13 protein-coding genes are annotated in these 18,843 nt (G+C 69.6%); 7 read left to right on the top strand and 6 right to left on the bottom strand.

All coding sequences use genetic code 11. From position 1 onward, the window contains the following. Nucleotides 1-47: 47 nt before the first annotated feature. Nucleotides 48-4,274, top strand: coding sequence for a CHAT domain-containing protein (locus ACFWJB_RS15105; protein WP_386922611.1), 4,227 nt, complete (start codon nucleotides 48-50; stop codon nucleotides 4,272-4,274). A gap of 156 nt (nucleotides 4,275-4,430) precedes the next feature. Here ACFWJB_RS15105 and ACFWJB_RS15110 read toward each other — a convergent pair whose 3' ends face one another. After that, complete coding sequence (locus ACFWJB_RS15110) at nucleotides 4,431-5,051, bottom strand: hypothetical protein (RefSeq protein WP_385464972.1); 621 nt, start codon at nucleotides 5,049-5,051, stop codon at nucleotides 4,431-4,433. A 259-nt stretch (nucleotides 5,052-5,310) separates the two neighbouring features. Further along, a complete protein-coding gene (locus tag ACFWJB_RS15115; protein WP_385464969.1) occupies nucleotides 5,311-7,332 on the bottom strand; it encodes a TerD family protein in 2,022 nt (673 codons plus the stop codon). A 392-nt stretch (nucleotides 7,333-7,724) separates the two neighbouring features. Here ACFWJB_RS15115 and ACFWJB_RS15120 point away from each other — a divergent pair, with 392 nt between their 5' ends. Continuing rightward, nucleotides 7,725-8,363 carry a hypothetical protein gene (locus tag ACFWJB_RS15120; protein WP_385464966.1) on the top strand — a complete coding sequence of 213 codons (639 nt, stop codon included), beginning with the start codon at nucleotides 7,725-7,727 and terminating at the stop codon, nucleotides 8,361-8,363. 73 nt (nucleotides 8,364-8,436) lie between these two features. On the opposite strand, the gene ACFWJB_RS15125 is transcribed toward ACFWJB_RS15120, so the two are convergent. From ACFWJB_RS15125 to ACFWJB_RS15135, 3 genes are all read right to left on the bottom strand, one after another. After that, nucleotides 8,437-9,360, bottom strand: a complete 924-nt coding sequence (locus ACFWJB_RS15125; protein ID WP_385464963.1) for an aminoglycoside phosphotransferase family protein — start codon at nucleotides 9,358-9,360, stop codon at nucleotides 8,437-8,439. Between the two features lie 325 nt (nucleotides 9,361-9,685). Then, nucleotides 9,686-10,270: a DinB family protein gene (locus ACFWJB_RS15130; protein ID WP_385464960.1), complete on the bottom strand. Its 585-nt coding sequence runs from the start codon at nucleotides 10,268-10,270 to the stop codon at nucleotides 9,686-9,688. A 154-nt stretch (nucleotides 10,271-10,424) separates the two neighbouring features. Then, a complete protein-coding gene (locus ACFWJB_RS15135) occupies nucleotides 10,425-11,741 on the bottom strand; it encodes an MFS transporter (RefSeq protein ID WP_386922614.1) in 1,317 nt (438 codons plus the stop codon). Between the two features lie 89 nt (nucleotides 11,742-11,830). Here ACFWJB_RS15135 and ACFWJB_RS15140 point away from each other — a divergent pair, with 89 nt between their 5' ends. The 4 genes from ACFWJB_RS15140 (at nucleotide 11,831) to ACFWJB_RS15155 (ending at nucleotide 15,246) form a co-directional block, all read left to right on the top strand. Then, nucleotides 11,831-12,811 (top strand): ArsR/SmtB family transcription factor, encoded by a 981-nt coding sequence (locus ACFWJB_RS15140; protein ID WP_386922616.1) that lies wholly within the window; start codon nucleotides 11,831-11,833, stop codon nucleotides 12,809-12,811. Between the two features lie 397 nt (nucleotides 12,812-13,208). Next, the gene (locus ACFWJB_RS15145; protein WP_385464951.1) at nucleotides 13,209-13,610 is read left to right on the top strand and encodes a YciI family protein; all 402 of its coding nucleotides are present in this window, start codon (nucleotides 13,209-13,211) and stop codon (nucleotides 13,608-13,610) included. Nucleotides 13,611-13,623: 13 nt separating this feature from the next. Next, nucleotides 13,624-14,856, top strand: coding sequence for an RNA polymerase sigma factor (locus tag ACFWJB_RS15150; protein ID WP_386922618.1), 1,233 nt, complete (start codon nucleotides 13,624-13,626; stop codon nucleotides 14,854-14,856). 45 nt (nucleotides 14,857-14,901) lie between these two features. After that, the gene (locus ACFWJB_RS15155; RefSeq protein WP_386922620.1) at nucleotides 14,902-15,246 is read left to right on the top strand and encodes a DUF2750 domain-containing protein; all 345 of its coding nucleotides are present in this window, start codon (nucleotides 14,902-14,904) and stop codon (nucleotides 15,244-15,246) included. On the opposite strand, the gene ACFWJB_RS15160 is transcribed toward ACFWJB_RS15155, so the two are convergent. Next, nucleotides 15,243-16,093, bottom strand: a protein-coding gene (locus ACFWJB_RS15160; protein ID WP_386922622.1) for an IS5 family transposase whose coding sequence is annotated in 2 segments (ribosomal slippage) — nucleotides 15,243-15,730 and nucleotides 15,730-16,093 — 852 coding nt in all. Because the reading frame shifts where the segments join, the coding sequence is not laid out codon by codon here. The genes ACFWJB_RS15155 and ACFWJB_RS15160 overlap by 4 nt on opposite strands. A 485-nt stretch (nucleotides 16,094-16,578) precedes the next feature. Between ACFWJB_RS15160 and ACFWJB_RS15165 the strand changes: the two genes are divergently transcribed. Continuing rightward, nucleotides 16,579-18,201 (top strand): RHS repeat-associated core domain-containing protein, encoded by a 1,623-nt coding sequence (locus tag ACFWJB_RS15165; RefSeq protein WP_386922624.1) that lies wholly within the window; start codon nucleotides 16,579-16,581, stop codon nucleotides 18,199-18,201. Nucleotides 18,202-18,843: the final 642 nt, after the last annotated feature.

The following is an 18,843-nucleotide window of genomic DNA, read 5'->3' on the forward strand; positions in this document are numbered from 1 at the left end:
CAGAGTACCGCTGCGCGATCACCCGCACACGGACAGAGAGGAACGAGATGCCCGACCGGCGCGAACTGCTCGCCGAGCTGCGAGGCCGGGTCGAACGGGCCCGTGAAACCGGGGAGGACAGCGCGCTGCGGACGGCCGGTGCCGCGCGAGCGGCCACGCTGCTCGCCCCGGCCGCCGGTCCCGCCCCCGACCTCGACAGCGCCGCCGTCCTGGGCTGGTACCACTGGCTGCGCTTCCGGCCCGGCGACGAGGACGGTCAGGAGAACCTGGTCCAGGCGGTGCGTTTCCTGGCCCGGGTGCACGCCGTGGATCCCGGTGCGGTGCCCCCGGAGCTGACACCCGTGTACGCCGGCGACGAGCGGACGGCGACGACGGACGCCCAGGACGCCTTCGAGCTGGGTGTCCTCCTGGCGCTCGCCCACGAGCGGGACCGGACCGTTCCGCTGAACCGCGCCACGGCCTTCCTCCGCGTCGCGGTGGAGCGGGGACTGGCCGAGCCGCTCGACCGGGCGATGGCCCTGAACAACCTGGGGTGCACCCTGCGCATGACTCACGAGGCGACGGGGGACGGGGCGATCCTGGACGAAGCGGTCAGGGCGGCCCGGGAGGCGGCGCGGGCCACATGGCACCCCGAGCACGCGATGTTCCTGAGCAACCTGGGACTCGGGCTGCTCCAGGTGTTCGACCGCGACGGCGACACAGCGGCACTGGAGGAAGCGGTCACCGTCTGCCGCCGGGCCGTCGTGGTGACCCGCCCGGGGCATCCGCACCTGCCCCGGTTCCGCCTGCACCTCGGGCTGCTGCGCGGCAGATGGGCCGAACTGCACGACGACGCCGCCGCGGGCGCGGAGGCGATCACGCTGCTCGGACAGGCCGTCTCCGCCACCGACGCCCGCGACCCGTCTCGCGTCGCATGCCTGACGCTGCTGGCCGCCCTGCTGACCGCGCAGTTCAGGCGTACCGGCGACAGCGCACTCCTCGACGAGGCCCTCTCCGCCGGCCGACAGGCCGCCGCCGCGGCCCCCGAGGGCCACCCGCAGTGCGGCGCGGCACGCCTGCGCCTCGCCGAGACCCTCGAGACACGGGGCGTCCAGGGCCCCGACCTGGACCTGCTGCGGGAAGCGGTGGCCGTCGCCCGTGACGCTCCGGCGGCCGCCGGAGCGTCGGGGCGCGCCGGACGCCTGCACCAGTTCGGCTGGTGCCTGCAGTCACTGGCCGATGCCCTGCCCGGCGGAGACGAGGGGGACGCCGCCGCGGCCGAAGCCGTCGCCCTCGCCCGGGAGGCGGTGGCCGTCGCCCCGGACGCGGCGTACCGCAACGGGCTGAGTCGGGCGCTGCTCGTCCGGTTCCAGCGCACCGGTGACCCCGCGGCGGTCGTCGAGGCGGCCGACGCCGCCCGGGCCGCCGTCGACGCCACGGCCGCGGACGACCCGGCACGTCCCGGCTGGATGAACACCCTGGTGTTCGCCCTGTTCCGGCTGCACGACGTCGTGGGCGGGGACGACATCCTGCGGGAGGCGATCGCAGTCGGCCGCGAGGCCGCCGCCGCGTTGCCCGCGGGCCACCGGTACCGGCCCGCGGCGCAGTCGCACCTCGGCGCGGTCCTGGTCCGGGCGTACGAGCACACCGGCCGCCGGGCGTACGTGGAGGAGGCGATCGACCGTCACCGCAGCGCCGTCGCGGAGTGCCGGGTCCCGGCCAGCGCGTACAAGTGGCAGATGAACCTGGGCATGGCACTCGCCTCGCTGGCGCGCAACTCCGGTTCGCGGGACCCGGCCGAGGAAGCGGTCACCGTCCTGCGCGAGGTCCTCGACGCCCTGCCGGACACCCATCCGGAACGCGGCACGGTGCTCAACAACCTGGCCCTGGCCCTGCTGTTCGTCCCTGCCGACGATCCCGCAGTGGTGTTGCGCGAGGCCGCCCGAACCGCCCGGGCCGCCGTCGCCGCCACGCCGGCCCGTCACCTGTACCACGCCCTGCACCTGAACAGCCTCTGCCTCGTCCTGCAGACACTGGCGTGGCAGACGGGCGACTCCGCACCGCTCGGGGCGGCGGTCGCGGCCGGCCGGGACGCGTGCCGGGCCGCCCCCCGCGGCCACCCCCACCGGGCGATGTTCCTCGGCAACCTGTGCTCCGCGCTGCGGAGGTCCTACGCCCGCGCCGGGCGTCACGAGGACATCGTGGAGGCGGTCCAGGCCTGCCGCGAGGGACTGGAGACGCTGGCCCGGGACCACCCCTACCGCGTCCGTCTGCTGCACCAGCTCGCCGAAGCACTCGTGCTCCGCAGTGTCTGGGACGACGACGCGGACCTGGCGGCGGAGACGATCGAGAGCTGCCGGGAGGCCGCCGCTCAGCAGGACGACGAAGGATCCGCCTCCCTGTGGGGCACCGCCCTCCTGTCCCGCGCGCTGCTGCTCGCCCACCTGCGGAACAAGGACATCACCCTGCTGCGCGAGGCCGTCCTCCACTCCGCCGACGTCGTCACACGCGTCGGACCGGAGCCGCAGGACCGCGCTGCCGCCCTCAACCAGCACGCCGCCGTGCTCTACGTGCTGTACGACCGCACCGGCGAGCACCCTCTGCTCGAGGAGTCACTGGCCGCCGCCCGCACGGTGGGCGCGGACGAGTCGGCCGAGCCCGAACTGCGGGTCGCCTCCCACCGCCTGCTCGCCGCGTGGTCCGACTCCGTGGAGGCGCTGGCCTCGGCGGAGTCGATCGTCGGCCTGCTGCCCCGGCTCGGCAGCGGGGCCCTGGACCGCGGCGACCGGGGGCAGTTGCTCGGCGGCCTCGGTGCGGTGGCACCGGCGGTCGCCGGCGCCGCTCTGTCGGCCGGGCGCCCGCGCCAGGCTGTGGAACTGCTGGAGCAGTCACGGGGCGTGCTGACCGCGGAACCCCTCGCCGCCGTCGGCGCCGACCTCGACCGGCTCCGCTCGGCCGCCCCGGAACTGGCCGACGAATTCGTCGCGTTGCGCAGCCGTCAGGAGTCCCTCGACCTGCCCGCCCCCTCGGCCGGGGACTCGCCCGTGGCACCCGAGTCACTGGCCGTCGTCCGGATGGAGACGCAGGGAGCGTGGCACGACGTGCTGCGACGGATCCGCGCACTGGACGGCTTCGCCGACTTCCTCCGGCCGCCACGGGCCGCCGCCCTCACCGCGGCGGCGGCCGACGGCCCGGTCGTCTACGTCTACGCCACGCCCAGGCGGTCCGACGCGCTCGTCCTGACCGGGGATCCCGAGGAGCCGGTGTCAGTGGTGCCGCTGCACGGCCTGCGGGAGGCCGAGGCCGCCGAGCGTGTACCGGAGCTGCGGGCAGCCCTCGACCGGTCCGTCGACCCGACGGTGGACCCCACGGTGCGCCGGGCCGCCCAGGACGAGGTGCTGGACGTCCTGGCCTGGCTCTGGGACACCGTCGCCGAACCGGTGCTCACCGCCCTGGGACACACCGCGCCCCCGGCGGCCGGTGCACCCTGGCCGCGACTGTGGTGGTGTCCCGTCGGCCACCTGGCCCACCTGCCGCTGCACGCCGCCGGGCACCACAGGGACCTCCTTCGCCCCGACGGGGAGCCGCACCGGCGCGCCCCGCGCACCGTGCTCGACCGGGTGATCTCCTCCTACACCGCCACCGCCCGGGGCCTCGCCCGTGCCCGGGCGCCCCGCCCGCGTCCCGCCGGGCAGGCCCGATCCGCCGTCCGCACGGCCGTCGTCGCCGTCCCCGAAGCGCCCGGCGCCGGCTCCCTCCCGGGCGCCATCGCCGAGGCCGCCCTGCTGGCCCGGCTGGTCCCCAGCGCGACGGTCTTGACCGAGCCGACCCGCGCCGCCGTGCTCGACACCCTCCAGGACCACCGGATCGTCCACTTCGCCTGCCACCACAGGCCCGCCCGGATCGACCCCTGGCAGGGGACGCTGCTGCTGCCCGACCACCGGACGGACCCGCTGACCGTCTCCGACATCTCCGCGCTGCGGCTGGACGGCGGGCTCGCCTACCTGTCCGCGTGCTCCACCATGCTCACCCGGTTCACCGACGAGGCGCTGCACCTCTCCGGCGCCTTCCAGCTGGCCGGGTACCGGCACGTCGTCGGCACGCTGTGGCCCGTCGGCGACCGGCCCGCCCAGCAACTCGCCGGCGACTTCTACGGCCTCCTCACCCGGGACGGCCGCCACCCGCCCGACCTCGACGGCGCGGCCGTGGCGCTGCACCACGCCGTACGCTCCCTGCGCGCCAAGTACCCGCGTACGCCAACGCTTTGGGCCGCCCACACGCACACCGGCGTGTGACGGAGATCGTGTTGTGAAGAAGCGGCTCACCCCCGCCGCGGCGGCCCGGTCTCTCGATGACGAGTGGGCGACCACAGAGTACGTAGCGCTGAGGTGCCGTGGAGGAGTCGCTGACTACCCACCGCTACCTGAACCTTTACTGCACCGCCCCCCGGGTCACAGCAACGCCGCACCCTCGCTTGCCACCCAGGTCCGCCAGACACGACGGGTGTTCGGCAGGTCAGGGCGGTCAAGAAGCCAGAGCACGTACCCGGCATGACACCGGGCCCACGGAATGCCCGAATCGGCTGCCCGATCGAGCCTGCCTCGTAGATCAGCGCTGTCGACAGCCCGGGCAACCCGCACGTATTCGCGATCCTTGCAGCGATACGCCCGGTGGACGACGATCTCGACCAGGTCGGTGAGCTTCGCCCTGATCGCATCCTCCTGGCGAGCACGGGCCACCTTCCGGATCAGGCTCTGCTTCGTGCCCCACGCCTTCGCGTGCTGCGTCCACTCCAGCGGGTACCTCGCCTCCCACTCCAGGAAGAGCAGCACATAGGGCAGCCCCGGCCACGCCGCCAGATCCCCGTCGACGGGACCACCCCACACCCCATCAGGCAGCGAACGCCTCTGGGCCTGCTGATGCCTCCGGCGCGCCTGCAGAAAGGCCGGCTCCCGGTACTGCTCGTCCGCTCCCAGGGGCCGCGTCAGCAGCCACATCTCGTTGGACCGGGCGAGCGCGTCCGTGACCTTCCTCTGGGCCTGCGTCAGGTGGACGAGCGCTGCACCCCTCACAGCCGGATCCTCCGCTACAAGCCCGAACGCCCAACCCAGTCGCTCAGCCCACGCACAAGCGTCGTCCGCTTCTGTACCTGCCTCTTCAGCCACGCACGGGATCATCTCCTGGCGCGGTCGGCTCGCTCCACCCGGCGGCGGTGCGAGTGTCCTCTTGCAGAGGCCAGGTGGGTGAGGGCCTGCGCAAGAGGACGGTCTCGCGGCGGGCACAGGCGGAGTCGCTGTCGTCTGTGCCCGGGTGTCATCCGCTCGTGGAGTGTTACTTGGGCTGCGTCCGGCGTGGCGTCGGGGTGTCCAGGTGGACGACGACGGTGGTGTAGAAGCGGTGCACGGCATCGTCGACGCTGCGGATGAAGCCGGATTCGGCGTTGCCGCGGCCGCTTCCCATGCTCTTGAGCAGGGACAGACGGAAGCCGGTGATCTTGACGTCGTTCTTGGGGAGCAGGTCCGCCGGTTCGGGGCGCAGGCGCTCCAGGGTTCCGCGTGGGCCTGGGCTGTCGCCGTCGGCGAGGGTTTCGACGTGGAGGTCCGCCGGTGCCTCGGCCAGGCGCCGAACGAGTCGCTTGGCCCAGCTCAGGGGGTAGCCCTGCTCGGGGGCCGGAATGTCGATGCCGGTACGCAGTTTGCCGGTGCGCAGGTCGGCGCTGATGGTCAGGACGCCGGGGGTGCCGTCGATACGCAGCTCTGCCAGGAGCCGCCCGTCGAGGCAGAGCTGATCGGCCAGGCGGTTTCGGCGCTCCTTGGGGTCTGCTCCGCGCTTGACGCGCTGGACGGGTAGGACCTTCTGCCCGAGTTCGCCGCCCAGTCTGAGGCAGACCTGGCGGATGAGCCGTTCCCAGTTCTCGACCACTTCCAGCGCCCGGGTGTCGCCCTGGCACAGGGTTTCGTCGTCGATGCCGTTGCGCACGGGAACCCAGGCGGGGCCCATGTTCTGGAAGCCGTGGCAGCCGGAGTTCTCGTGCTGCAGGTAGTGCAGCAGTTCCTGCAGGAGCCAGGCGTGCGCCGCGTTGCCCACACCCTCGTGCCTGATCAGCATCTGTGCCTGGTAGGCGACTTCCGCCCAGGACAGATGCCAGAGGGCCACCTTGTGCTTGCGCCGCTTGTCGATCTTGACGTCGACGAGCGGGCTGCCCTCCAGCGCGACGTCGTTCGTCAGCGTGATCACGGCCTCGTAGCCGCGGCGTGCGGCGATGTCCATGTACGCCTGCACCTGGTCGGCCTTGAGCGCGTTGCCGTTGGTCTTCGTCTCGACCAGCGCGGTCCACAGCTTGCCCGCCCGCTCCACCCGGATCACCCCGTCCGGGCGCCGCGGACTGTCCCCGTGAGGCAGGGAGACCTCCGTGAACGTCTCCACACGGCCCGCCGGAGCCCCGAATCCCGCGGTGAGCCTCCTGCTGAACTCCGGCACCTGCGCCATCACCGCCAGCAGCACCGAGGTGGCACGCATCTCACGGTCCCGGTCGCTCTTGAGCACCGAGACAGGGAAGAGCCTGGCCTGCCTCCAGGCGTCGTTCTCCGCCAGGGTCTTCTTGACCGTTTTGGGAAGGGTGACCTTCTTCTTCGCGGTGCGAGGGCGGGCGGCCGGCTTCCTCGGCTCGCCGGCCTCGCCCTCAGGTCGGCGAGGAGCCGGGATGGCCTCCAGCGTCGCCTGCCCGGCCGGCTCCTCGGCCGGCTTCGGAGCCGCCGCATCGACCTGCTCGTCGGCTTCCGTGCCGTCGAGTGCTGCTTCCGCCTCCGTGGCCGCGTCGTCCTCGATGTCGACCCCGAAGTCCGTCGCCAGCCCCGCAAGGCCGGTCTCGTAACCCTGCCCGACGGCACGGAACTTCCATCCATCGCCCCGCCGGTACAGCTCACCGAAGATGACCGCCGTCACGGAACCTGCGTCGTCGACGGCGAATCTCAGCAGGCTTTCACCGGCCGCGTCGGCCAGCGTGATCCTCACGTCCTCCAGCTCACCGAAGCGGGCTTCGCCGTATCTGCTCGCGGCGACGACGACTCGGTCGATCTCGGACGGCATGGCGGTGAGGTCGAAGCTGATCCGGTCCTCACTACCGTCCGCTGTTGGCGCCTTGCCGAGAAGCTGCACGCTTCCGTCAGCGGCCACCGGATGGTTGTAGAAGTAGAAGTCGCCGTCGCTGCGCACCTTGCCGTTCGCGTCCAGCAGCAGAACCGACACATCCGCGTCGCCCTCGCCGGTAGGGCTGACCCAGCCCAGACTGACGATCACCGAACCAACGTCGTCGCTCAGGTCCGCCAGGGCCACATTCGAACCCATGATCATTTCCTGCACAAAGCCCCCAACGGCACATCCTGAACATGCGGAAGATCCCGCCCCATCCGTCTCTTGTGCGGCACAAGATGACGAGTCGCGCGGAGAAAACTGTAATGCGCACCGAGCTCGATCGTGGAGGTTCCGTGAAGTCGGGTGTGTGACAGCGGTGTCCGGCGCTGAAGAGCTGTGGGAGCCATGCCGCAGATCGCCCTTGGCGGTGCCCCGGGGCCTCATCGCCCAAGACTGCCACCCACGAACGACGGCCCTCACCGGACCTCTGTTCCAAACAAAACCCCTCGGACTCGTCCGGGCGATCTTGGCCATAGGCTGAGTGCGGCAGGAAAGCCAAGCGGGTCGTGGGGCAGGGGGACGGGTTGGGCCGGCAGGAGAGGTACCGCAAGGTGCTCAAACCGCTGCTGCGAGCCGGGCTCGAGGTGATACCCGACGCGGTCCCAGGCTCGGCGATACCGCATGTCCTGGGGTACGAACGAGAGCGGGTCTTCGGGTTCTGCCTGGTCGAGTACGACGATCCGCGATTCGTGGAGCGGCTCAACAAGGCCTGGTACGACCTCGCCACGTCCTCCGGCCTGATCGACGAGAATCGCGAGTTCCTCCTGATGTTGCCCAGGGGGACCTGGGCCGCTGCGGAAGACCGCCGGCGGCGCACGATGCACGTCTGGCACCGGGTCCGCCTGCTGGAACGGTGGGACGTCATGGGGGCCGGCGCGGCGTCGTTCCTCGGCATCCGTGCTGGCCGCCCCGGCTTCGCCATGCTGGCACTGGACAACAGCGTCTGGCTCTTGGCCGACACGTACGAAACGGGTGCGGCGGTGTACGCGGTGCGTGATCCGGCCGAATCCCCGGGGGTCCTGCGCGAGTTGCAGTGGGAGGTGGAGTGGCTCGCCAGGAAGGACGAAGACCGCGAGTTCCGACGGGATGTCAGCGTTTGGCTTGAGAACAGGCAACAGCGCTGGACGACAGGTGCGAACATGGTTGGGCGAAGACTTCAACAGCCGCGGACCGAAAAGGGCTCGGGGTAACCGACGCCGAGGAACGATTCAGTCGCGAGGAAGAATACCCGGCGGCAGACTTTCATTCTCGAAGAGGGCAGGGTCACCGGTCGAGCAGCGACTCCGCGACAGCGACAGAGGACGGCGCGAGAGCGGTCTCACCGTCGGCGATGTCCCATAGCGAGTTCTGCAGTAGCCGTCCGAGCGTCCAGCCGGTCGCGCGTGCGGGGTCCAGGTCGAGGACCTCGGTGAGCAGATCGAAGCGGCGCCGTACGACGCGCAGGGCACCGTTCTTCGTGACGACGTCCTCCCACCTGCTGCTCAAAGCGGGCCAGAGGTCGAACCCGGGGTCCCCGGCGAGCGGCTCGGGGTCGATGGCGAGCCACGGCTCACGCTGCGCGGCGAGAACGTTGTCGTAGTGCAGATCCCAGTGCAGCATGCGGTCCCCGGGTTCGCCGACGAGCTCGGACACCGCTGACGCCCAGCCGCGCAGGAGTTGCCGGTCTGCCGGGTCAGCCAGAGCCGCGACCGCCTGGGGAACCTTCTCCAGCATCTCGGTGGCGATGTCGCCGAGGGTACGCAGTCCCGGCGGCGCGGGGACGTGGACGAGCCGGGCCTGAAGCGCGGCGAGGATGCCCATCGCAACGTCGTCGTCCTCGATCGAGGCCAGCGTGCGGGCAGCGTTCAGCCGCTCCAGGAGCATGGTGCTGCTGTCGGGATCGTGGTCGAGTAGCCGTACGATCCCGGCGCCGTTCCAGGTGCGCAGTCCGATGAGCGCGGCGGTGGTCTCTTCTCTGGGCATCTGCAGCTTGAGGACCGCGCGGGTGCCGTGCTTACGCAGTACCGGCAGCACCAGTGAAGCTTCCCCGGCTCCGACCGCGCCGTCCCGTTTCAGCTCCCAGCGCTCCAGGAATTCTGTAGCCAGGGCCGGCAGTCCGGCGATCCAGGCCCGCCCTTCCTCGCCGAAGCCTCTGGCGTACGACACCGCCAGGGACCGCGGGACCTCGGCCGCCTTCAACGTGTTCAAATCGTGTGTCCTTCAACGCGTGCAGTTCGGCGAGCGGGAGGCGGTACAGGTGGTCGAAGACGCCGGTCTTATCGAGTTGAACCCTGTCTTCAGCGACAGCAGTGGCCAGCCGATGTCGTTGTAGAGCACGTACAGGATGCCTTGCAAACACTGCCGGTCGTCCACCGGTATGGGGCGGAGCTCGTAGCAGTGATTTCCGCCCGGGCACTCGCGGAACGGCACTCCGAAGAACAAGACATCGGGTGACGGGGCATATCCGGTGGCCGGGTCTTCGGAAATCGCAAGCGCCGGTAGGGGAGCTGATGTCATCTTGCCCGGTGTCAGACTAGGCCTTGATCGATGTGGCCGACCTGGCGGCCTGCTCGATCTTCGCGCAGTGCGCCGCACGGGCTTCCTCGTCGATCCGCTCCTCGTGTTCGGGGCGCATCCCGGTGCGGCCGTCGAGGCCTTCTCGCAGGATGTCGGCGTGTCCGGCATGCCGGTTGCTCTCGCCGAGGACATGGACCATGACGGCGAACAGGTTCGTGTTGGGACGAGGCTCCGGCCACCACGGCACGTGGCCGGGGGCGTCGAGGGGAAGCTCCTTGATCGTCGCGTCCGCGTGTTCCCACGTGCGCCGATAGAACCCGATGATCTGATCGCGGGTCTCGTCCTCCGTCGCCCACATATCGCTGCCGTCGTGATCCTGCCACCGGGGCAGCCGCTCCGGGGAAGGGCGGTCGAAGACCTCGCCGAAGTACCTGGCCTCGACGTTGGCCGCGTGCTTGACCAGGCCGAGGAGGTTGGTGCCGGTCGCTGTCAGAGGTCGGCGGGCGTCGTACTCGGACAGGCCGTCGAGCTTCCAGAGCAGCGCCTTGCGGTCCCGCCGCAGCCTCCCGTGCAGGCTGTCCTTCGCGAATTCTTCGATCATGCTGTGTGAACCTTCCATGGGCTGTTCGTGGTCTCAGGATCCCGTACGTGGTCCGTACCGACGACTGGGAGAGCCGAGTTGGAACTCCTAGCACAGCGAGCTTGCCGGGACGACTGAGTGCGTGACGGCTCGTCACCGATGCGACCTGCGACGGTTACTGGGCAGGAGAACTGCACGAGTGCTGTTCGACGCCGTTTGGTGATCCCGTTGAGTGGTCCGGGACGAGGATCGGGGAGGCGGGCGGGTACCAGGTGAGAATCCAGCCGACGGTAAGCACCGCCGCGCCGCCTGCCAGGGCGATTGCGCCGCCTGTTCCGATGCTTGCGGCCACCGAGCCGAAGCAGGCCGGCCCGACGCCCTGCAGCGTCATGCTGCCGGAGCCGACGAGACCGAAGGCCTGGCCCTGGGCATCCTGCGGCAGGGCGTCCAGGAACGGCCGCTGCAGGCCGAGACCGTAGGCCAACCCGAAGCCGCAGAGCAGCAGCAGACAGGACGAGACGCCCACTCCGGGCTCGGTGGCGAAGCCGACCAGTGGCAGTCCCGTCAGCGCAATCAACGGGACTACCAGACGCTCCCGGGTGGGTGGCCGTAGCAGTCGACCCACGAGAAGGTCACCGACGAGCATGCCGACCGGCAGGCAGCCCATCAACACCGCGTACCAGCCGGGCGCGAAGTGGCGTCCTCCCGCGTAGGCGACGATCAGACCTTCCGCGCCCGCTACGAAGGCGGGTGGTAGCCACTGCGCCAGCATCAGTCGTCGTACCGTGTGTCCGCGCAACAGCAGGCGGGCACCGTGCAGGCTCGCCCGGACGGCCCCGCCATCGCCCCGAGCGCCGCCGGGTGTGCCGCCGAACTCTCCTGGCTCCAGCCGGGGTAGCCGGATGCGGACAGCGAGCGCGCAGCCGAGGTAGAGGGCGGCGCTCACCGCGAGCGCCCGGTGCGAGCCGAGTACCGCGACGACCGCACCTCCCAGCGCCAGACCGAACAATTGCGCGCCGGAGGAGGCGATGTTGTTCAGTGAACGGCCCAGTACATAGGCGTCGCCCTTCAGCCACTGCGCGACCAGCCGACTCGACGCGCCGCCGTACACCGGTGTGGCGAGGGCGACCAGCGCCACGACACCGAGGCTTGCCGCGATCGGCATCCGCACCAGGGCGAGCAGCAGGGCGGCGGCGCACTCCAAGGCGTAGCCGCCGGCGATGAGCGCGCGGGGCGGCAGCTGGTCGGCCAGTGAGCCGAGCAGCAGTGAGCCGAACAACTGCGGGAGAAAGCCGATGCCGAAGGCGAGTGCGCTCAACAGCGCGGACCCGGTGGTCGCGAAGACCAGCACCGAGAATGTGGTGATTCGCAGCGAGCCCGCTGTGATCGCGACGGCGCGGGTCGAGAAGAGCAGCCGGAATCGCGGCTCGGCCAGCACCTCCCGGTAGGTGGCACGGTGGTTGCCCTGCGCTGATTCGGCGGTTGGCATCATGACGCCCAGCCTCGCCGTGCGCCCAGGCCACTCACCAATGATTCGTCGCTGGACGAATCGGAGAAGACGTCCGGCGGTAGCATCGCAGGGTGCTCCGCTTCGAAGTCTCCGTCGAGGACCTGCTGCGCAGCCGCTTCGCGCTGTCTCCCGCGATGGATCTCTGCCTGTTGCTGCGCTCGCTGACCGGCCAGAGCCGGCCGCTGCCGCGAGCCTGGGCCACCCGGCTCCTGCCGGCCTTTGAACGGCTTCGCCGCGAGACCGAACTGGACGCCGCCCTAGCCCTGCAAACCCCGCAATCCGGGCCGAACTTCGTCGCCCCGCCCCCGCGCGGCCTCAACCAGACCTGGGCAGACGACCTGGCCATGATCCGGGCCACAGCGCTCGAAGAGGCCCGCCACGAATTCGCCACTACCGCGACCGGCCCCTCCGCCCGTGATCCCCGCGTACGCGCAGTGCTGGACTCCACGGACGCCGTCTCCAGGATCGCCGAGGCGATGGACCAGGCGTGGCACGAACTGCTCGCCACGGACTGGCCGCAACTGCGCGCGATCTGTGAACGCGATGTCGTGCACCGGGTGGGTGTGATCGGCGAACACGGATGGGCCACGACCATCGAGAGCCTGCACCCGAGCATCGCCTGGCGCGCCGGCGGTATCGAGATCGGCTCCTTCCCCCCAGTCGGGAACGTCCGCCTCGCCGGCGACGGGCTACTGCTGATCCCTTCGGTCTTCGTCGCGAATATCGCCGCCCACCTGGAAAATCCCTGGCCCAGGACCTTGGTCTATCCCGCCCGCGGCACCGCCGCCCTGTGGGGCGAACAAGCAACCGTCCCCCGACCGGACACGCTGACCGCTCTGGTCGGCCGGGCCCGAGCCCGGCTGCTGGTCGCGCTGGACGCCCCGGCCAGTACCAGCCACCTCGCCCGAAGCCTCGCCATGGCACCCGGCGCGGTGGGAGACCACCTCGCCATCCTGCGAGGCGCGGGGCTGCTCGTCCGTGCCCGGTCCGGACGGTCGGTGCTCTACCGACGCACCCCGCTCGGCGAGGCACTGGTCGCCGGTTCGGGCTGAGGGCTCAGATCGTCAGCTGGCGCAGACACGTCACTCACCTGTCGGCCCGGGCTGTACCGTAATATCCTGAAAATATGGCCAGCTATAAGTATTTTTGTCCCGTTTGTGGCAGCCAGGTCGAGCAGGTCATGCGCCGGCACAAGACCCTGGGTGTGTTCGTGCCCATGTGGCGTCCCGGCCCGTGCAAGAATCCCGAGTGCCGGGCGTACGAGGCCGAGTCGGAGCCCGCCCATGATGGAGAGCGGACCGGCGGTCGCAGGGCCGAGCAGTCAGACTCCTGACGCGCCTCTCGCGAGCCTGAAAAGTTTCCGCGAGCGTGTAGAGAAGCGCGGGCCGGCTCCGACGTCCCCTGTGAGAGCCACCCACCACGGGCGGCCCGAGCCGAAGGAGCGGACTCATGAAGTACCTGGTGATGGTGCAGGGCACGCAGGTGGACTACGAGGCCCAGGCGGGCAAGCCCGCCGCCGGTCTCCCGGCCTGGAGCGACAAGGACATGCAGGCGATGTTCCAGCACATGGGGGCGATCAACAACGACCTCGCCGAGACAGGCGAGTTCATCGATGCCCAGGGGCTGGCCGAGCCTGCCAGGACCCGCCTCGTCAGCGCCGGCGCGGACGGCAAGCCCGTGATCACCGACGGGCCGTACGGCGAGACCAAGGAAGTGATTGCCGGTTACTGGCTCCTGGAGTGCGAGAGCCTGGAGCGGGTCACGGAGATCGCCGCGCGGGTCATCCAGTGCCCCGTTCCCGAGGGCGCGAACACGTACCCCGTCGTCATCCGGCCGCTCGGCGAGGTGTGAGCAGGGGAGACGTTTGAGACGTACGAGCGAGGTCGAGGGCCTGCTGCGCCTGCACGCGCCGCAGGTCCTCGGCGCGCTCGTACGCAGGTACGGGCACTTCGAGGCCGCCGAGGACGCCGTCCAGGAGGCGCTGCTGGCAGCGGCCGGGCAATGGCCCGAGTCGGGGGTTCCGGACAATCCGCGGGGCTGGCTGATCAGGGTCGCCTCGCGGCGGCTCACGGACGCGCTGCGCAGTGATCAGGCGCGGCGGCTGCGTGAGGAGAAGGCGGCGGCGCTCACACCGCGTGACGCCTTCACCGCCTCGCCGCCCGGGTCGGATCGTGCGCCCTCCGAGGACGACACGCTGACCCTGTTCTTCCTCTGCTGCCACCCCGATCTGCCCCTGCCCGCCCAGATCGCGTTGACGCTGCGGGCCGTCGGCGGTCTGACGACGGCCGAGATCGCCCGCGCGTATCTGATACCGGAGGCGACGATGGCCCAGCGGATCAGCCGGGCCAAGCAGCGGGTGAAGGGCACGCGTTTCGGCCGCCCCGACCACTGGGAGGAGCGGCTGCCTGCCGTCCTCCACACGCTCTACCTGATCTTCAACGAGGGCTACACGGCCACCTCCGGAGCCTCCCTCCAGCGGGCCGAACTCGCGGGCGAAGCCATTCGGCTGACCCGTAGGGTGCACCGCCTGCTGCCCGGCGACTGCGAGGTCACCGGCCTGCTCGCCCTGATGCTCCTCACCGACGCCCGCCGCGCCGCGCGGACCGGGGCGGACGGCGAACTGATCCCCCTCGACGAGCAGGATCGCGGTCTGTGGGACAAGGCGGCGATCGAGGAGGGCGTGGCCCTGGTGACCTGGGCGCTGCGCCAACGCCTGCCCGGTCCCTACCAGTTGAGGGCCACGATCGCCACTGTCCATGACGAGGCGGACTCGCCCGACAGCACCGACTGGCCCCAGATCCTCGGCCTCTACGACGTTCTCGTCCACCTTGTCCCCAGCCCCGTCGAACGCCTCAACCGTGCCGTGGCCATCGCCATGGTTCACGGACCGAAGGCTGGTCTGGCCGAACTGGACGCGTTTGGCTCAGAGTTGATCGCAGGCCACCGCCTGGACTCGGTCCGCGCCCACCTCCTGGAGCGCGCGGGCGACCCCGAAGCCGCCCGAGCCGCCTACGAGTCGGCCGCCGCCAAGACTCTGAGCCTCCCCGAACAGCGCTACCTCCGGGCCCGCGCGGCCCGCCTCGGCGACGTCACTTAGAACCCCTAACGAAATGAGTGGCGGGTACCGCTAGTCTCAGTGGCCATGAGTCAGAGCGGTTCGCAAGCGGCAGCGTTCTTCCGAGATGTCCGCGAAAGCAGAGTCGTCTGGCTCGTCCGGGATGACGACGGAATGCCGACCCACCTCTCCGCGGACGGCGCGCGCAGTCTTCCCTTCTGGTCGACCTCGGCCCGCGCCCAGAGGGCAGCGAAGATCTGGCGGCGTGGGCTACGCGTTGAATCCATGCCGCTGGAGATCTGGCGCGATCGCGAACTGCCCGACTACGCCCGAGATGGACTCAAGGTCGGCATCAACTGGAGCGGGCCGCGCCTGGTCGGCTGGGATTTCACCCCCATAGAAGTTCTCAACCGGCTGGCGGCGGCTGACTAGCCCAGGGCATCGCTCGCCAGAGCACATAGTCGCCGCCAGCAGATGAGTGCGCATCCGAGAGTGAGGAAGGCTTCGTGGATGTCGTCGCGTATCTCCCAGCGGATCCGCAGGCGACGGAACCAGTGCAGATGGGCAAACGCGCGCTCGACGACCCAGCGTTGAGTGCCCAGGCCGGAGCCGTGCCCGGTGCCGCGGCGGGCGATCAACGGCTTCACACCGAGGTCCCAGGCCAGGCGACGGTACTTGTCGTGGTCGTAGCCGCGGTCGCCCAGCACCACGTCCGGGCGGCGCCGGGGCCGGCCGCGCTTGCCCCGTACCGGCGGCACGGCCTGGAGAAGAGGGATCAGCTGGGTGACGTCGTTGCGATTGCCGCCAGTCAAGGTGGCGGCGAGCGGAATGCCGGTGGCATCGGTGATCAGATGATGTTTGCTGCCGGTTCTGCCCCGGTCGACAGGGCTTCGTCCGGTCTTGGCTCCCCCTTTAGCGCCCGGATGTGGGAGCCGTCGACCGCCGCGCGGGAGAAGTCCAGGGCGTTCGCGCTGCGGAGCTTTGCGAGGAGCACCTCGTGCAGCCGGGGCCACACAGCGGCGTCGGTCCACTCGGCCAAGCGGCGCCAGCAGGTCATTCCCGACCCGAAGCCGAGCTCTTGCGGCAGGTGTTCCCAGGAGGTCCCGGTGTGCAGGACGAACAGAATGCCCTGGAACACCAACCGGTCCGGATGCCGCTTGCGCCCAGGGTGCCGGATCCGTCGCTCAACCCTGGGCAGCAGCGGCTCGATCACCGCCCACAGCTCGTCGTCGACTTCCCACGGCTTCGGCCGCGCCACCGCACACCTCCAGATCAGCATCCCCGGAGCGATCCAACCACCTCGAAGATCATTTCGTTAGGGGTTCTTACTGGCTCTAACAAAAGCGGCTGATCATGAGTCACTGATCATTTCAGAATGCGTTTGGCTCGATCCGCTAAGAGATACCGGCCGACCCCCCACCTGGGACTACTCCAACTCGCCTGCAGCATCATCTGCTTGAGGCGACTCCGAACCTCATTCTGAAATGGTCAGTCAGTACGCCTTCCAGGGGGTGATGTGTTGGTCGTGCGACCGGCCCAGGATGTGAAGAAGTCCCGCCCCCGATGTTGCTGGAGCGGGACCAGGCGGAGCGCCGGTGAAGGCCCTGCGCCTGTCATTTTCCAAGCCTGCCCGGGGCAGGCCCGGGCGCGGTCAGCAGGGGGTCCCGGCCCGGCCTGTGCAGGGGCGGCCGTCTCTACGCTGCCTGGTCATAGTGGTCGGGGGCGGTGTCCTGGTCAGGCGGGCGCTGTGTGATCTTCTCGTAGATGCGGCGGAGTATGGCCCAGGCCGGGAACACGATGTCGGTGACCACCTCGGGTACCGCGGGCGCGACGCGGGAGTACACCTATAACGAGGCCACCCCGAAGTGTGGCGGGTTCGAGGGTCAGCGCTGCACGGCGAAGGACGGCAACGGCAAGATCACTTCCTTCACCTACGACACCAAGGGCAATCTGTGGAAGGTGAAGCCGCCGGCGCCGCTGGGGGAGACGACCTACACCTACGACGCGCTGGGCCGGGTGGAGACCGTCAAGGACGGCCGCGGTACTACCACCGTCTACGGCTACGACTCCCGTGACCGTGTCCGCGGGGTCTCCTCGACGAACTTCACCGTCACCTACACCTACGACGGTGACGGCAACGTCACCACCCGCATGGACGCATCCGGGACCACCACCTGGGAGTACGACGACCTCAACCGCGAGAAGCGCCGCACCCTGCAGAACGGCGCCCAGACCGCGCTCGCCTACACCCCGGGCGGCGACGTCGACTCCTACACCGACCCGACCGGCACCACGGACTACACCTGGGACAAGGCCGGCCGCCTCGACTACCTCACCATCCCGGACGGCAAGAAGACCGACTTCGACTACAACAACAACGACAAGCGCACCAAGACCGTCTACCCCGGCGGCACCACCCAGTCCGTCATCATCGACAACAACGGCCGCCCGCAGGCCATCAAGACCACCTCCGGAACCCAGACCTTCGTCGACCTCACCTACAGCTACGCCAACGCGGGCAAGGACACCACCAAGATCCGCACCCGCACCGACAACCTCACCAACTACAAGACCACCTACACCTACGACTCCCAGGGCCGCCTCTCCTACGCTCTCGAGGCCGACTTCGCAGGCGCGCGGAAGGCGTCGTGGCTGTACTGCTGGGACAAGGCCGGCAACCTCACCAGCCAGGACGGCAGCAAAAACACCTGCCCGGGCGGCACGACCTACACCTACGACGACGCCAGCGAACTGACCGGCAAGAACGGCTCGGCCACGGGCTGGTCCTACGACAAGCTCGGCAACGAGACCGCCGGCGCGAGCGGCACCGCCCGCACGAACGAATCCTGGACCGACTACAGCCAGCTCGCCGGCATCACCGCGGGCGGCAAGACCTACGACCTGGTCCACGCCGGCACCAGCAACGCCGAACGCACCAAACTCGGTTCGACCTGGTTCCACCACACCGCCCTCGGCCTCGCCTCCACCACCACCAACGGCGTGGACACCGGATTCATCCGCGAACCGGCGGGCACCCTGAACTCCATGACGACTGGGGGTAAGTCCTACTACTACCTCACCGACGCCACCGGCAACGTCCTCGGCCTCGCCGACAGCGCGGGCAAGCGCACCCACACCTACGCGTACGGACCCACCGGCATGCCTCGCGGCACCACCGCCGAGACCGCCCCGCAGCCCTACCGGTACGCGGGTGCCTACGCCGACCCGACCGGTCTATACAAGATGGGCCACCGCTACTACGACCCGTCTCTCGGCCGCTTCACCCAGCCCGACCCCTCAGGACAGGAGAAGAACACCTACCTGTACGCAGGTGGTGACCCCATCAACAACAGCGATCCACGGGTCTTGGATTCCTGGACAGCGTAGAGGACGGTCTGGACGCCGTGGCCGGTGCTCTGGACGCGGCCAATGACTGGGTGGGGGCAGCCACAGGATGCATCGGCGCCGTCGGACTTGCAGCTGACACCGGAGTCATCACATACGCCGGCGCCGTCGGCGGTGCAGCCGAAGCCGGAGTCGGGGCTGCTGTGGGCGTTACTGCGGCTGTTGTAGGCAGCTGTGCGGTTGGAGCAGTCGCGGCATACAACAACACGGAGATCCTCCACTACGGGTAACACCGTACCGCTGAGCTAGGAAAAATGTTGGGCCGGGGAATAGGTCCCCGACCCAACGGTTCTTTTGGTGTTAGTCGAGGCGGTGCTGAGATGAAATGTGATCGAAAGGTGAATAGGTGAAAGAGGCAGTAAGGAAGACGCTGTTCTTCTCTGCGGTTTTGATAGCAGGAGGACTGTGTGGGTGCGTCGCTGGAGCTATCACGGGAGAATTACCGTCCATCGTGTTCGGAGCAGTCGGTGCAGTGTGCGGAGTCATTTTGGCGACCCTTGCCGTACTGGCTCATCGCAAGACCCGCCCTTAAGGCCTGTCTGACAATTCCCGTCGTGTCAGCGAGTGTCCGCCGAGCTGGCAGTCCGGAGGTGCGCCGACCGTCTGGCGGGTAGCGCCGGGCAG

It is taken from the genome of Streptomyces sp. NPDC127100, assembly GCF_042724095.1.
GTDB lineage: Bacteria > Actinomycetota > Actinomycetes > Streptomycetales > Streptomycetaceae > Streptomyces.